The organism is Fictibacillus norfolkensis, assembly GCF_014836645.1.
GTDB lineage: Bacteria > Bacillota > Bacilli > Bacillales > Fictibacillaceae > Fictibacillus > Fictibacillus norfolkensis.
Genome location: NZ_JACSQM010000001.1, coordinates 803,919 through 819,990 on the forward strand (window position 1 = coordinate 803,919; position 16,072 = coordinate 819,990).

At 33.8% G+C, this 16,072-nt stretch carries 10 protein-coding genes; 4 read left to right on the forward strand and 6 right to left on the reverse strand.

Annotated features, from left to right (window positions below; all coding sequences use genetic code 11):
- Window positions 1-457: 457 nt before the first annotated feature.
- Window positions 458-2,095 (forward strand): cell wall-binding repeat-containing protein, encoded by a 1,638-nt coding sequence (locus H9648_RS03895; protein ID WP_191752574.1) that lies wholly within the window; start codon window positions 458-460, stop codon window positions 2,093-2,095.
- A gap of 53 nt (window positions 2,096-2,148) precedes the next feature.
- On the opposite strand, the gene H9648_RS03900 is transcribed toward H9648_RS03895, so the two are convergent.
- The 3 genes from H9648_RS03900 to H9648_RS03910 all read right to left on the reverse strand — a co-directional run bounded on the left by H9648_RS03900 (window position 2,149) and on the right by H9648_RS03910 (window position 7,778).
- A complete protein-coding gene (locus H9648_RS03900) occupies window positions 2,149-3,552 on the reverse strand; it encodes a N,N-dimethylformamidase beta subunit family domain-containing protein (protein WP_191752575.1) in 1,404 nt (467 codons plus the stop codon).
- Between the two features lie 165 nt (window positions 3,553-3,717).
- Window positions 3,718-5,940, reverse strand: coding sequence for a N,N-dimethylformamidase beta subunit family domain-containing protein (locus tag H9648_RS03905; protein ID WP_191752576.1), 2,223 nt, complete (start codon window positions 5,938-5,940; stop codon window positions 3,718-3,720).
- 164 nt (window positions 5,941-6,104) lie between these two features.
- The gene (locus H9648_RS03910; protein ID WP_191752577.1) at window positions 6,105-7,778 is read right to left on the reverse strand and encodes an N-acetylmuramoyl-L-alanine amidase; all 1,674 of its coding nucleotides are present in this window, start codon (window positions 7,776-7,778) and stop codon (window positions 6,105-6,107) included.
- Between the two features lie 99 nt (window positions 7,779-7,877).
- Between H9648_RS03910 and H9648_RS03915 the strand changes: the two genes are divergently transcribed.
- The 3 genes from H9648_RS03915 to H9648_RS03925 are packed head-to-tail and all read left to right on the forward strand — an operon-like array spanning window position 7,878 to window position 11,884.
- Window positions 7,878-8,855 (forward strand): glycosyltransferase family 2 protein, encoded by a 978-nt coding sequence (locus H9648_RS03915; RefSeq protein WP_191752578.1) that lies wholly within the window; start codon window positions 7,878-7,880, stop codon window positions 8,853-8,855.
- Window positions 8,836-9,240, forward strand: coding sequence for a GtrA family protein (locus tag H9648_RS03920; RefSeq protein WP_191752579.1), 405 nt, complete (start codon window positions 8,836-8,838; stop codon window positions 9,238-9,240). The genes H9648_RS03915 and H9648_RS03920 overlap by 20 nt, the downstream gene beginning before the upstream one ends.
- On the forward strand, window positions 9,233-11,884 hold the full coding sequence (locus tag H9648_RS03925; protein ID WP_191752580.1) for a YfhO family protein: 2,652 nt from the start codon (window positions 9,233-9,235) through the stop codon (window positions 11,882-11,884). Before H9648_RS03920 ends, H9648_RS03925 begins: the two co-directional genes overlap by 8 nt.
- A 53-nt stretch (window positions 11,885-11,937) precedes the next feature.
- Here H9648_RS03925 and H9648_RS03930 read toward each other — a convergent pair whose 3' ends face one another.
- The 3 genes from H9648_RS03930 to H9648_RS03940 form a co-directional block, all read right to left on the reverse strand.
- Window positions 11,938-13,809 carry an LTA synthase family protein gene (locus tag H9648_RS03930; RefSeq protein ID WP_191752581.1) on the reverse strand — a complete coding sequence of 624 codons (1,872 nt, stop codon included), beginning with the start codon at window positions 13,807-13,809 and terminating at the stop codon, window positions 11,938-11,940.
- Between the two features lie 98 nt (window positions 13,810-13,907).
- Window positions 13,908-14,921: a UDP-glucose 4-epimerase GalE gene (gene galE / locus H9648_RS03935; RefSeq protein WP_191752582.1), complete on the reverse strand. Its 1,014-nt coding sequence runs from the start codon at window positions 14,919-14,921 to the stop codon at window positions 13,908-13,910.
- Window positions 14,922-15,045: 124 nt separating this feature from the next.
- Window positions 15,046-15,924, reverse strand: coding sequence for a C40 family peptidase (locus tag H9648_RS03940; RefSeq protein ID WP_191752583.1), 879 nt, complete (start codon window positions 15,922-15,924; stop codon window positions 15,046-15,048).
- Window positions 15,925-16,072: the final 148 nt, after the last annotated feature.

Consider the following 16,072-nt stretch of genomic DNA (forward strand, 5'->3'; position numbering starts at 1 on the left):
AATTTTTATCACTATTTATTACAGATTAGCAAGATAATTATTATTCAATTATATTAAATTCCCGGGGTTCCAATTTGAACTGCTATGTAATATATAAATACCACTAATTAACTATATTATTTCAAACACATAATACATATTACATTATTATTTCTAAAAAGAAAGTCTTTTTAACATTATTGTTAAATTATTCAATCTGTACTTCGTTTAATGCTGATAACAATTTAAAAAACTCCACAAACTTTTATTAATAATGTTTGTGGAGTCTTTCTTGATAAGTTTATTTAGTGGTTATCACAATAATCATATATTTTCCCATGTTTTTTGATCAAAACTTAATTTAATGTAAATAAGTTGTAATTATTAGTAAATTATCCCTATTGTATTAATCTACTAAATGATTAATATTAATTTGCATACCTCAATGGTATAGCTTACTTAAAGGGGAACGATCTCTATGAAATCTAAAAAGATGATGATGGGTACGATATCATTTTCTTTGCTTACTTCTCTTATCTTCACATCTGGAGTAAGTGCAAACACCTCAACAAACAGCCAGTTTATAACAGACAGAGAAATCAATGAAGCTACTAATTATAGTCTGCAAGCTGCGGTTCAAACTTCTGTCATCTATAAACAAAAGATTGATATATACAAGATGCATGAGTATTACTTCCATTCAGCTGGAGGGCAGTTCACTGTCTCGAAATTCCACAGTGATTCAGAGGATATCATCGTTACTTTAATGAATATTAATACAGATGATATTGTAGAAGTTGAATACTCAAAGCCTTTTAATCTTCCAGGTGGACATTATGTCTTTGTAGTACAAGGAGAGAATGAGACTCCTATTGATTACCATTTTGAAATTTCGGGTATTTATACGGAGCAGCCTTCCGGTCAATTGCCTGCACTTACAGTAACAAAACCGGGGACTCATGACGTTCGGTTACCGAAAGGAAGTACACGTTTAGATGTAAGTGGGAATACCACTGCAGATGAACTTGATCTGTATCTTAACTTTAACGATCCGATTAGTCTTGGAACTCCTTCTTTTAACAAAGCATTATCGGTACAGCCTGGTTACAATGCAGCAGCATTAAATGCTTATAATTCAGATACAATGAACGTCGTATGGTCTTACTACGATGTATTATCACCTGGTGTAAAACGTATTGGCGGAAAAGATCGTTATGAAGTATCTACTGGTATAAGTAAAGAATTAAATAACCAAGGTGCCTATTCAGGGACGATTATTATCACTCGTGGAGATCTATATCCTGATGCGTTATCTGGTGGTCCGCTGGCTGCTATCGAAGGGGCTCCAGTCTTATTAACAGGGACAAAGACATTGCCAACTGCAACTATCAATGAAATTAACCAGATTAATCCTGATAAAGCCATTATATTAGGGGGTACTGGTTCTGTATCAAGTAATGTTGAAAGTCAATTGCGTTCATTAGGTATCGAAACAGTACAAAGAATCGGTGGTAAAGACCGTTTTGCTGTTTCTGCTGGAGTAGCTGAAGAAATGGCTGATTACTCAGATACAGCCATTATTGCTAGCGGCTTAAATTTCCCTGACGCATTATCTGCATCAGGAATGGCAGGCTATGCAGGGATGCCTATTCTGTTAGTAGGAACAAACACAGTGCCTGACTCCATACAAACCTTTATCAAAAATCATTCTGATATTAAACATTTCATTATTGTTGGTGGACCTGCTACGGTCTCAGACCAAGTAAAGACAAAAATCAAGCAGTTACGTAGTGGGGCTGTTGTTGAGCGTATTGGCGGTTTGAACAGATATCAAGTTTCTGTAAATGTAGCTAACTATGGAATAGAAAACTATGATATGGATTTAAGTTCATTAGTAATTGCAAGAGGCGATTTGTTTCCTGACGCACTGTCTGGCAGTCCACTAGCTGCTTTTTACGGAGCACCTATTCTTCTAACTACTTCATCTAAATTAGAGAATAATATTAATAATTACTTAAAACAAAAACAAGGACAAACCGATTTTATGTACATCCTTGGGGGAACTGGTTCAGTTTCACCGACAACAGAACAACAGCTATCAAGCTTTATTAAGTAAAGTTAAGAGCGAACGATTAAACTTCAGTTAATCGTTCGCTCTATTTATTACAGCTAATTATTTTTTTCTAATAATCTATCAAGTGCATTCTCGGTGATTTTTTCGATTTGTTTATTTGGTTTAGCATATGATTCATGACCAAACGAATCTAAAAACCAACTCCAATAAAAAGTACCTGTTGCAAACGCTTTACCCCCATCTGGTTTGTTATACCAAACTAAGTGGGCTGTTGTATCCTTACCATAAAGCTTTACTGGAGATTCAGCCAGAACTTCTACACCCTTCTTCTTACCATCATAACGATCAACTTCTCCTCCGACAACACCAGATATTTTATCGCCTTCTTTTAATCCTGTACCTTTAAATATCCAATGGGATGGATTTGAAATAACAAGAGGTTGTTGCTTTTGGTCAGGAACTCCTTGATACATTATTCCCATTACTTCTGATTCCGGACGATTAACAGGTTCACTTCGAAAAGTTGTTGTAACTTCTTTTGGATGTGTAATTCTATCAGGATCATCAATAGCCCTTAATTTATAACAGGTCATCACCCTGTCACTTTTATTAAGACGAACTTGCCAGTAAGCCACGTTCGCGTTAAATACTGCTAAATTCATTCTCTGACTTGTTTCTTCCTGTATGCTGTCCCTCATTGATTTTGTCCAGTATTCATCATGCCCTGGTATTAATAATAAATCAGTATTCAGATAGGATAATATTCCATTGTCAACATCTGTGTCAGTAAAGTAAGTCAATTTATATCCTTTTTTCTCCATCCATCGAATCATATTGTATTCGTATGCAAAAAATTCTCCGGATCCTCTTCCGTTATTATAAGGTCGATTAAATGATAATTTTACTGCAGCTTCTTTATTTGTACTATTATAGCCATAGTAACTTTTCCCGCCCCAGTTATTATAAGCCTGATATGTGTTTGTTGAAATTAATACACCAATAGTCGCTTTTGGCTTCCTATCCTTTACAACAAAATTAATATATGAGCTCTTTTTACTTATGTTAGTTAATTTTGCTAAATAAACACCTGATTGCCATTGCTGGTCAACTTTTATCTGAAGAGTCGCTTTCCAATTAGCTTCCATAGTCTCTTGGTCTGAAATGGATGTTTGTTTATTGATAGGAAGCTTTTCAATCGTACTTAAATGTTTAGCACCTGCTCCTTTATAGTATCCCATTCGGAAAATCTCAATTTTATAAGGCTCTACACTATGGATGAACAGGTCCAGTTTTTCTCCTGGAAATACAGAAGTTTTCGATGCATATCCTTGGAGTCCAGGACCGGATGGCTTTTCAATTTTCCAGTCAGCATCTGTTCCTGTTAAAAGTACAGGTTCAAAGATTTGCTCCTCAGACGATCCCAATAAAGCATCATTTGAATATGATGTGTTCACATAAGATGTTATAAAAGTAAAAATCACGAACCATTTAAGAATCATACAACATTCCCCCTATTACCATAACAATCCTATAATAATAGGTAACTATATATTTGTATACATAATTTTACATAAATTTATAATATTGGATGAGGGCGATCTAAATATTTTAACTTATATAAAAGGACCGCTGTTAAACGATTGTTTAACAGTGATCCTTTAAAATTAATCTTCTAATAATTTTTCTAGTGCATTTACAGTCATTGTTTCAATGTGCTTATTAGGTTTCGCATACGTTTCATGTCCAAATGAATCTAAGAACCAACTCCAATAAAATGTGCCTGTAGCAAATACTTTTCCACCGGCAGGTTTATTGTACCAGATGACATGAGCCAACGAGTCTTTTCCATATAAACGAACCGGTGAGGAAGCCAGTACTTCTACACCAGACATTTGACCATCATAACGGTCGACTTCACCACCAACAACTCCGTGTATTTTATCTCCTCTTTTTAAACCAGTTCCTTTATATAACCAATGTGATGGATTGGAAACAACGAGTGGCTGCTGCTTCTGTTCTGGAATCCCCTGATACATTAATCCTAACACTTCATATTCTGGGCGGTTTACAGGTACATCACGAAATCTTGTAGTAACTTCTTTGGGATTCGTTTTATAATAAGGATCTTCATTTGCACGATTTTTATATCCGATCAAAAGTCTATCGTTTTCGCTTAGTCTAACTTGCCAATAAGCAACATTTGCATTAAATACTGCTAAATTCATTCGGCTGCTTGTTTCTTTTTGTATACTATCTCTCATTGCTTTTGTCCAATATTCATCATGACCCGGTATCAACAACAATTTAGTATTTAACTTTGCTAACAGTCCATTATCCGCATCTGTATCTGTAAAGTAAGTCAGATTATAACCCTTTTTCTCCAGCCATCGAATCATATTGTATTCGTAAGCAAAGAACTCACCGGATCCTCTCCCATTGTTATAAGGACGATCCAATGAAACTTTCACAGCTGCATCCTTGTTAGTACTGTTATAACCATATAAACTTTTTCCACCCCAGTTATTATACGCATGATACGTGTTCGTTGAAATCAATACACCTATAGATGCTTGTGGCTGTTTATCCTTTACCACAAAGGTAATGTAACTTGCTTTTTCGCTTTTGTGAGTTAATTTAGCTAAATAAACACCCGATTCCCATGAATCACTGATTTCAACTGGAACTGTGGGCTTCCAATCAGCTCTCATCGTACTAGGATCAGCAATGAATGATTGTTTATTTGCAGGTAGATCTTTTATAGACTTAACGAGCTTTGCACCTTCTCCTCCATAATAACCCATCCTGAAAATATCGATGTTATAAGGCAATGTGCTGTGGATATAAAAGTTTAATGTCTCTCCTTGAAATGCAGAAGTTGCAGATGCATAACCTTGAAGAGCAGTTCCAGAAGGTTTAGTAATCTCCCAATGATGTGGAATGTTAAGCACATTTTCATTAACAGAGCCTGTTCCACCGAGAATAGTAAAGTTATTTATATTCTTGTCATAAATAATTTCCTTAGATTCAACCGGGAGTCGATCAGAAAGAGTTAACAGCATTGGAGCATTTTCTTTCGCTGCAAGGACAGATCCTGTTAATGCATCCGCAAAATTCATCCCAGTAGATAAAAATGCTCTTTCTGTTGGCAAATTTAAGTCTCTAATGATATTAGACGCAACTTCAAATCGATTTTCCCCACCAATTCTATCGGGGGCTGGGAGTTCTTTTTCAACATTTTTTCCCACACTGCCTTCTCCGCCCACAATGTAAGATTGTTTTACGTTCTTCTCTTGCAGCGCTTTTTTTGTATAAGATGGCAACTTATCAGATAATGTAAGCAATATAGGTATTTCATTTCGAGCAGCATATGGGGCAATTGCTAATGCATCAGGGAAATTTAGCCCATATGCAACAACAGCTTTTCCATTGTTCGAAAGTTTTTTTGATATTTTGTATGCTACTTCAAAACGATCTTTCCCTGAAATCCTTTCAATAGCTATCCCCATTGCTTTTATTTCGTTAGTTATTTCATTATCGATACTACCTGTTCCGCCCACAAGAATTACTTTTTTGGGTTTTAATCTCGTAATCTCTTTTTTAGTTGTTCCCGTTAATCTTTTTGGCTGTGTTAACAGAATGGGTGCATTATATTTGTAAGCCAATGGTGCCGCTGATAATGCATCTGCATATGCTAGATAATTTGATAGAATTACTGTTTCTGATGTTTTTGGCCAACCCTTTTTTGAAACATTTACTGCTACCTCAAACCGATCTGCACCAGATATACGACTAGAATTTATATCATGAGCATAGCTAGTAAGCGAAGTAAATATAAAAACGATAGGCAATACTATAAGAAGATATTTAAAACATAGTTTATATGACATGGTGTCCCCCTTAACATAAATTACAATTTATATCATAATAGTTAACAAAGTATTTGTATACATAAATTTACTATTTATTTAATTTATTACAATAATTATTTGGTAGATTTCCAAAAAAAAATAGCCTTATTAAACAGATGTTTAATTAAGGCTATTTTTTGAGTTTATCTATAAAAATTTTCTATCGCTTTTGCTAAAGATAGACTTCTGCTATTTTGGACACTAGACTGCTTTAAGTAAGAAAGTTCTTTCGTGTTAGACATATACCCTAACTCTATCAAAATGGATGGCATTGTTGTCCACCTTGTTACATATAAGTTGTGGTCTTTGATGTAGCCTGTTCCAATCCCGTTATATTTAATAGCATTTGAGGCAACGGGTGACAGATTTTTACTTTCTGTGGCCGCCGCAGAAGGAGAAATAGTATCATAGGCAATAATATCTCCTTGGTAGCTCATACTCTTAATCGTACTTCCATCTTTATAATAAAACAATTTTCTTTCCGTATCTTCTCTGACAAAAGGATATGTTTTACCTGCGTATTTAGCATAAACATCGTTTGTTTCGATTCCCGGTCTGTAACTGCTGTAATGAATACTTTGTCCTGTTGCCGACTTGTCTACTGATGAATCGTGATGGATACTAATCAATAAATCTGCATTTTTACTATTTGCAAAAGCCGCTCTGTCTTCAAGAGAAATATACTTATCATTTGAAGGTTCACGTGTGTATATAATTTCCGCACCTAATCCCTTTAAATGGGTTGCAAGCAACTTTGTAAAACTCATATTTAGGTTCTTTTCGTATATACTTCCGTTTACAGCACCTGGATCAGTTCCACCATGGCCTGCATCAAGAATGATTCTCTTTCCCGTTAAGGAAAGCTCACCTTTCAGCTGTGAAACAACAGAGTTACTCACAGAACCTGTTCCGCCAAATATTATGAAACTAGTAATCACACTTTGATCAATATAGTTCTTAGTGACAGCAGGTATAGAATTTGCTTGTGTTAATAAAAGAGGCATGTTCTGTTTTGCAGCTAAGACTGAACCTGTTAGAGCATCTGCAAAGGTCGTTCCATTTGATATCGCTGCTTTTGTTGATGAAGGATTGAACCTTTTAGCTATATTTACTGCCACTTCAAAGCGGTCTTTTCCGCCTAATCTTAATGGATTTGTTAATTGTTTCTCGACCGTACTGGAGATACTGCCTGTCCCCCCAACGATAATAGACTGTTGCGGTTTTTTTTCTTGGATTGCTTTTAGTGTATAAGAAGGAAGTTTATCTTTTCCAGTCAAAAGAATCGGATATTCGTGTTTCGAAGCATATGGAGAAATACTTAACGCATCTGCAAAAGTAGTACCATTTGAAATAATGACCTTCCCCGCAGCACCCAGTTTTTTAGAAACGTTATAAGCTACTTCATAACGGTCAATCCCGCCAATTCTTTCTACGGAAAGATTTAAACTTGATAGCTTTGTAGCAACATTTTGATTAATGCTTCCTGTACCTCCAATAATGATAACCTTTGAAGCATTTAATCTTTTAATCTCTGCTTCAGTTTTAGCATTAAGACGATCAGGATTAGTTAATAGAATAGGAGCATTTACTTTATATGCTAGTGGTGACGCAGCTAATGCATCTGCAAAAGCCTTATAGTTTACTAATAGTACTGTACCGCTCCCAGATGTCCAACCTTTTTTAGATACATTTACCGCTACATCGAATCGGTCTGCTCCACTTAAACGTTCAACTGTAACTGTCCCATTTGCACTTACTGCAGAATTCGAAAATACTAACAAAAATAAAAATATCAAAACACAAAATTTTTTAAACATATATCCCCCTAAATTATGTAAGTATATCTATTATATCCTTAAATATAAAATTTTGTTACTATATTCAAGTAAACTTATAAAAATTACCAAGGAGGAACTATGAAACAAATAACTATATTGATTCCTGCGTACAATGAAGAAGAAGTTTTATATTCTCTTTATCATAGATTAGTTACTGTTTTCGATTCTATTACAGACTATTCATTTGAGGTTCTCTTTGTCAATGATGGGAGCAAGGATAATACCTTAAATATTATTCGAGAGTTAAGAGAAGCAGATAGACGAATTTCTTATGTGAACCTTTCGAGAAATTTTGGAAAAGAAACCGCTATGATTGCAGGTCTCGACTATGCACAAGGTAATGCTGTTATCATCTTAGATGCAGATCTTCAAGACCCGCCAGAACTTATTCCAGAAATGATCACCTATTGGGAGGCTGGATACGACGATGTCTTCGCAAAGAGAAGAAGCAGGTCCGGTGAAACTTGGATAAAGAAATTTACTGCTAAAACATTCTATAAACTTCTTAAAAAGACAACCCGTATCCCTATTCAGGAAAACACAGGTGATTTCAGATTACTGGATCGTAGATGTGTAGAGGCTCTTAAACAAATGAGAGAAACACAACGTTACACAAAAGGCATGTTTAGCTGGATAGGCTATAACAAAAAAGAGATATTGTTTGATCGAGACCCAAGAGCTGCAGGAGAAACAAAGTGGAATTACATTAAATTAGTTGATCTTGCTATTGAGGGCATCACTTCATTTACAACTGCACCATTGCGTTTTTCAGCTTTATTTGGGTTTACCATTTCTATATTTGCTTTCCTTTATATGATCTGGATTATCACTAAGACTCTACTCTATGGAGAAACTGTTTCTGGTTATCCATCCATTATGACTGTTATTTTATTCTTAGGAGGCATTCAGCTTCTATCTATAGGAATTATTGGAGAATACCTTGGTAGAATATTTAATGAAACTAAAAAGAGACCTTTATATTTTGTAGAGGAATATAACAATATAAAAGAAAACCCTTTAACTCAAGGAGCAAAACATGAAACAAGAAGTTATTAGTTATTTGTTTTTTGGTGTATTGACTACATTAGTGAATTTTATTTCTTATATAGTACTAACCGATATTTTTGCCTTCCATTATACTGCAGCCACAGTTATCGCATGGATTGCCGCTGTCCTTTTTGCTTATATAACCAATAAAATTTATGTATTCAAAACGAAAGGGAATATTTTAAAAGAATTAGGTGCATTTGTATTTTTTAGGATACTAAGTTTAGGTTTAGATCTTGGTTTAATGATATTATTGGTTTCCGTTCTTCATATTAACGATCTATATTCTAAAGTAATCGTAAATATCATTGTAGTAATCCTAAATTACTTAATCAGTAAATTTATGATTTTTCAAAAAAAAGAACCTTCCAATTACGGAGGATTACATGAATAACTTTTTAAAGAATAATAAAACTCATCTTATATTATTATTTATTGTTTTAATTCTCTCTATTTTTATTTTGTATAAAATTCCGTTAAACCAACTTTTTTATTTTTCGGCAATGGGAGATACAAAAGAACAATACGTTCATTTTTTTAATCACTATTATGATTTAATTCACCGTGGTGAGCTGCCTTTCTGGTCATGGGAATATGGAATGGGCGGAAGCTTTTGGAATGATTTTGGTTATTATATGCTAGGTGACATCTTCATCTGGCCATTTTTCCTCTTTTCAAAAGCGTGGTTTCCTGCTCTTTTTATACCAATGAGTATATTGAAATTATTACTGATGAGTTCTGGTGTTTATTTATTATTGAAAAAAACAAGGGTTAAGGAGCATTGGGCATTTTTAGGTGCACTCATATATCCATTTGCCGGGTATCATTTTGATTATTTTTATACACACTATTTCTTCATCAATGCTGCTGTATACTTTCCTTTTTTATTACTAGGATATGAACGATATCTTCAGCACAAAAAACCCGGTTTATTAATTTTAATTGTTACACTAGCCAGTATTGGGAACTTTTACTTAATGTTCCTTTTAACAATTGGTCTATTACTCTATGTACTGACCCGATTCTTTATTCAAGATAATATTAGTAAATCATTGCGTTCTTTCGTAATATTCCATAGTAAACTAAGTCTCGCTTATCTAGCAGGTCTTGCTTTATCGATGCCCATTTTTCTTCCATCAGTTTTAAGCTACTTGCAATCTAATGCACAAGTCCGTTCTGGCCCTGAGCTTGAAACCATTCTTACTTTTAATGAAACGATACAAAGAATCTCAATTACTGGCGGCATGCACTATATTATTTTCGCTATAATTCCATTGCTCATTATTCGATTTAAAAAAACCTATCCTTTATTGATACTTTGCAGTGTACTATGGTGTATTATGCAATTCCCTGTACTAACTAGCTTTATTGGTGGGTTCAGCCGCCCAGAAGAGTTAAGAGGCTTTTTTATTATCAATTTGTTAACCATTTATATAGCCATTCATTCACTTAATCAAATGAAACGTGATGCTGCTGATATTATTGCCTTATTTACTGGTATAACCTTAGTTGCATTGTGGCTATTACAACATCCATATAGTCGTTATGATGAATGGCTTATTTATCTTCCAATCATCTGGTTTACAGGATTATTATTATTTTTCTTTTTAAAATCATATAAACTTAAATCAATCACATTTATTTTAACCAGTATATTCTGTGTAGGTTATAGTGCTGCAATCGCCTATAGCTTTGTTTCAGACTTAGTAGTAAAAACAAAAAATCCAAATTCAACCGTTGTTACACATCATAAAGGAATCTGGTCAGTTTTACCTCTTCTTAATCGTGATACTTATGAAAATTCATATAATGATGAGACTTTGAAATTCACTTTTGACCACTTAAAAGAAAATAATGAGTTCCATCGGGTGGTGGCTAACCTTCCAGGTAGAACAGCTATTAATTCTGCATTAACATATGATTATAAAGGTTTTTATTCCTATCATTCTTTAATTCCTTGGAAGCAACAAAAATTCGAAATGGACACTCTTGCCCAACCAGGTCTAAGAGGATTTAATTTATTGAGAGGATTCGGTAATAGCACTTACTTAACAACATTGTTTAGTAATAAATATTTCATTTCTACTGTTAGCGAACCAAAACTTTTCGGTTACAAATTAGTTCAAGAAAAAAGAGATTTCAAAATATATGAAAACGAATACTTCCTCCCTCTGGGAGTTGTATACGATAAGTTTATGTCTACTGAGCAATTCTTATCATTACCTGTTTACGAAAGAGAACTGGCAATGATGAACTATGCAATCATAGACAAAGCTTCAAAAAGAAAGAATATTAACACAAGTAACAATGTTATTAGTGACATCAATAATATCACCGTTAATGGTGAGCGTATATTAACACAAAATAAAAAAATCGCATCAAAAAAACCAATAGAAATAAAAATCCCAACACCTATTAAAGGTAAAGGGCAGTTATCTGTATATGCTAATATAGTTCCCTATACGCCTAACGAAGGAATAACGATGATAGCAAAGAAAGATGACCTTTCAGAAATAAATTATATAAAAAACATGAGAAACGGGAGATATGTTTTAAGTCAATATTCATATGAAAATACCGTGAATGAAGTTCTATTTAGATTTGGAAAGATCTCAGATCAGAATAAAGCAATAACACTTACACTCTTACCAGGTGAATATGTAATTAGAGATATTAAAGCTTTATTTGATCCTATGGTTAATTATCAAGAACAAGTACAAACTTTAAAACAAAACACAATGAAAAATATCAAATACAATTCTTTCACTTTGACTGGTACACTTAACACGAAGAAATCAGGTATACTTTTTTTATCAATCCCTTATAATAAAGGCTGGATTGCAAAAGTCGATGGAAAAAAAGCTGATATTATTCCTACACACTATACCTATTCGGGTATAAAAGTAGCTGCTGGGTCACATAAAATTGAATTAACCTATATTCCACAAGGCTTAATTTTAGGCGGATTAATAAGTGCGGTATCAATCATTGGAATAATTATTTATTACTTCAGAAAAAAGAAAGCACACAATTTGTAAGTATAAAAAAGCTGATTCAAGTTGGTTTTAACCCGACTTGAGTCAGCTTTTTTTCAGAAGGGATTCTCTTCTTTTTCTGGTAGTTTGTTTAAATAATAGTCAGATAAATTTAACAGCTTTAGTATTTTCTCCTTCTTTTTAATAGAAACACTACTTTCTTCATAAAATGAGCTGCTATCCTTTATAAGTCTTTTGGTATGAAGATTATATACTTCGCCTTTACCCTCTTCGCGATTAATAAAAAGATAATTCTTATCGATGTAGGAACCAGCTGGCAGATAATATCTCATACCCAGCAAATTGTTTTTATGATTTAAAAGATCATTACCAAAATGTATTTGTTTATCCAATGACATTCCTAATATATTTGCCACAGTTGGCATGATGTCTATTTGTCCTCCTAAGTTATCAATCGTTCCTTTATAATCCCCCGGCACATGAATAAGAAAGGGAATGTTAAAACGATCAACTAAACCATAAGGATGTCCAAGAATTTTTTCAGTCAGTTTTTTGTCTTCTACATCCTCCTTTTTCGGATGATAACCCGAATGATCCCCATAAATAACTACAATTGAGTCATTCCATAATTCCTGTTGTTTAAGTCCGTTAATAAATTCACCTAAAGCATAATCAGCATAATGGGTTGAGGACAGATAATTCCCTATTTTTGTTTGTTGGTATTCAGAAGGTAACTTTAAACGTTGTTTATCTGTTGGTAATTCGAATGGAGTATGACTAGTCATACTCAAAACATGTGCATAAATATGATCATGTTTTCTTTTTAGTTCATCCAGTTCTTTAAGTGTTTTTTTGTATAAAACTTCATCAGATGGTCCAAAACCAATAACATCTTCATTTCCAAAAAAAGACTTTTCATAATATTTATCAAAACCTAATGCTGGATAAAGCATTATCCTATTCCAATATTCCACATTATCCGCATGGAATGTAGCTGTGAAATAACCTTTATTACTTAGTAATCTCGGTAGACTTGGCATTACTTTATTTGCGTAAATTTTAGAAGAGGGTTTGTTGCCAGCCGGATAAAGGGACGTATTAATTAAAAATTCAGCATCAGAGGTATTCCCTGCCCCAATTTGTTGATAAGTATTACTAAAATACATACTATCTTTAACTAAAGAATTTAATGTGGGAGTAACTTCTGTTCCATCTACTTTTAGGTTGATTAAAAAATTTTGAAAAGACTCTAATTGTATAATAATTAGATTTTTATCTTGTCCGACTCCATTAAATTTTTTATCAATATTCTTTAATTGTTCATTATCTTTTAAAGAGTATATTTCCTTATTGGATATGTCCTTATAATTCGCAAGAGCTGGAATTGTTTTATCTTGATAATATTGAATCATTTCATATTGGAAAACACCTTTATTTTTTCCCATTGCTAACACATCTGTAATTTGTTCATTTTTATTCATATAAAATTGAGCAGCAATCCCAATTATACATAATAGGGCTAACGAAGAGACGAGAGAAATTTTTACTTGGAAATTTTTTTTGAGAAAAATAAACATAAGAATGACAACATCAATAAACACAATAAAATAAATTGGTTTTATTAAATCAAAAATATCTTCTTTTACAGTTCCTAATTGATTTACTTGAAACAAATCAAAATAGGTGGGTAAAATCTGATAATATTTTACATAAACAATTAAAATAAAAAAGAAAATGCTAGCTAGGAAATTTACTAGGAATAAGTTAAACCGCTTACCAATAGGAGAGAGAGCTGCGAGTGAAATGAATAGAAGGAAAAAAAGCATATCCGTAGTTAGAGTTTTAACAAACTCAACTTCATCAAATAAAATATATCTAACTATAAGGAGCTTTATTAATAGAACAGCGCTATAAATAATTACGGGATTCCCTATTATTCTTTTATACAAAAAATCAAACCTTTCCATCTTTCCATAATAAATAAACACCATATTATGTTAAACTATTTTTCAATAATATGAAAGACAAAATAAAAACAGCCTTTTTCGGCTGTTTTTATCATTTATTATTTTTCATAACCATTTTTGTTTTTTTGCTGCCAGTTCCATGAGTCACGAAGCATATCTTCTAAACCTCGTTCTGCAACCCAGCCTAACTCTTGTCTTGCTTTAGTTGGATCTGCATAACTAACGGCAATATCTCCTGGCCGGCGATCCGTAATTTCATAAGGAATCTTAACGCTTGTTACCTTTTCAAAAGTGTTAACCATCTCTAAAACACTATAGCCTTCACCAGTACCAAGGTTATAAGCATCAATAATAGTGTTCGTTAGCACTTTATCTAATGCTTTCAAATGTCCTTTTGCCAAATCTACTACATGAATATAATCACGTACACCAGTACCGTCTTCTGTATCATAATCATTGCCAAACACACGCAACTTTTCAAGCTTTCCAACTGCCACTTGAGTAATAAAAGGTGTTAGGTTATTAGGAATACCGTTTGGATCTTCTCCAATCAGCCCACTTTCATGAGCCCCTACAGGATTAAAGTATCGAAGTAACGCAATACTCCATTCATTGTCAGATGTATATAAGTCTCTAAAAATTTGTTCTAGCATTAACTTAGACCAACCATATGGATTCGTAGCACCTAGTGTTGTATCTTCATTAAGCGGAACCGTCTCAGCCGTACCATAAACAGTGGCGGATGAACTGAAAACCATTTTCTTCACACCAAAATCTTTCATTACCTCACTTAAGTGAAGTGTTCCCGTAATATTGTTATGATAATAGAAAAGAGGTTTTTCTACAGACTCACCTACTGCTTTAAGACCAGCAAAATGGATAACCGCTTCGATTTGATTTTCAGAGAATACATTAGTCAAACCTTCTTTATCTAAAAGATCCACATTATATACTTTTATCTCTTTCCCTGTGATCTTCTTCAAACGATTGATGACTTCGGTGCTGCTGTTCATAAAGTTATCTACAATTACAACTTCATAGCCTGATTCAATCAGTTCAACAGCAGTGTGACTTCCTATGTAACCTGCTCCACCAGTAACGAGAATTGCCATGTTAGTATAAACCCCCAAGATTGCTTTTTATTTATTCTATCAATTATTAATACAGAAGTACATAAAGAGAGAATTAACCGTTTTTCATAAAATGAAAAGCAACCTCGTTGAGGCTGCTTTTATATTATTTCTCAATAATTAATTTTTGTCCTGGCAAAATCGTAGTTGATTTTAGGTTGTTGCTATCCATTAATTGTTTCACTGTAATCCCATAGCTCTTGCTGATTCCATAAAGGGTATTTCCGGACTTCACAGTGTAAGTAGCAGCTGTTGAAGATGCAACTTTTGTCGGTGCTGGCTTAGCTGTTTGAGTCTTAACAGTAACAGCTTGTCCATTAACTTTTAAAGACTGACCAACACGAATAGTTGTAGATTTTAATAGATTTAACTTCTGAATGTTAGCAACTGTCGTTTTGTACTTTTTACTGATTCCCCAGAGAGTATCCCCTCTTTGGACCTTATGTACAGATCCAGAACTCACTACTGATCCATTAGAGTTATATACCGTTGTTGGCTTTGGTGCTGCTGCAACTACTTTCGCCGCCGCTGCTTTATCATTAATAACACGTCTTGCCGTTACATATCTTGATCCCCAATAATAAGGAGAAAAAGCATCTGCAAAAGCTACACCTTTTGATTGAGCATTAAGCATTTTTCCATTTCCAGCATAAATTCCAACATGGTTGATCGATCCGTTAAAATCAGTATCGTAAAAAACTAAATCACCTTTTTGAAGGTTAGCTTTTGATACATATGTACCAGTTGAAGCTTGTCCACTGCTTGTTCTCGGCAACGTAATTCCATGTCTGGAAAATACGTATGAAGTAAATGAAGAACAATCAAATGTACGCGTGTTGCCAAATGCAGATCCATATTTATAAGGTGTCCCTAAGTAGTTATCACCTGTGTTTATAATATCATCACCTAATGAAGCGTGTACCAGTTCCCCTGATGAGAATAAAACTCCTGCTGCTAATGCTAATGACATAACTTTCTTCTTCATGAATGTATGTACCTCCAATTGATTATGTTATGTTTCCGTTTAACCAATTGGGTTCAAGTCGCTTAGTAGATTAGTTCGAAATATATAGAAAAAATCGGATATGTATTGTATGTTTCTACCTTTTCCTTGACCCCATCGCCCTAAGACA

Coding starts and splice junctions, on each gene's coding strand:
- H9648_RS03895 (WP_191752574.1), top strand. CDS start 458: ATGAAATCTAAAAAGATGATGATGGGTACGATATCATTTTCTTTGCTT.
- H9648_RS03900 (WP_191752575.1), bottom strand. CDS start 3,552: ATGATTCTTAAATGGTTCGTGATTTTTACTTTTATAACATCTTATGTG.
- H9648_RS03905 (WP_191752576.1), bottom strand. CDS start 5,940: ATGTCATATAAACTATGTTTTAAATATCTTCTTATAGTATTGCCTATC.
- H9648_RS03910 (WP_191752577.1), bottom strand. CDS start 7,778: ATGTTTAAAAAATTTTGTGTTTTGATATTTTTATTTTTGTTAGTATTT.
- H9648_RS03915 (WP_191752578.1), top strand. CDS start 7,878: ATGAAACAAATAACTATATTGATTCCTGCGTACAATGAAGAAGAAGTT.
- H9648_RS03920 (WP_191752579.1), top strand. CDS start 8,836: ATGAAACAAGAAGTTATTAGTTATTTGTTTTTTGGTGTATTGACTACA.
- H9648_RS03925 (WP_191752580.1), top strand. CDS start 9,233: ATGAATAACTTTTTAAAGAATAATAAAACTCATCTTATATTATTATTT.
- H9648_RS03930 (WP_191752581.1), bottom strand. CDS start 13,809: ATGGAAAGGTTTGATTTTTTGTATAAAAGAATAATAGGGAATCCCGTA.
- galE (WP_191752582.1), bottom strand. CDS start 14,921: ATGGCAATTCTCGTTACTGGTGGAGCAGGTTACATAGGAAGTCACACT.
- H9648_RS03940 (WP_191752583.1), bottom strand. CDS start 15,924: ATGAAGAAGAAAGTTATGTCATTAGCATTAGCAGCAGGAGTTTTATTC.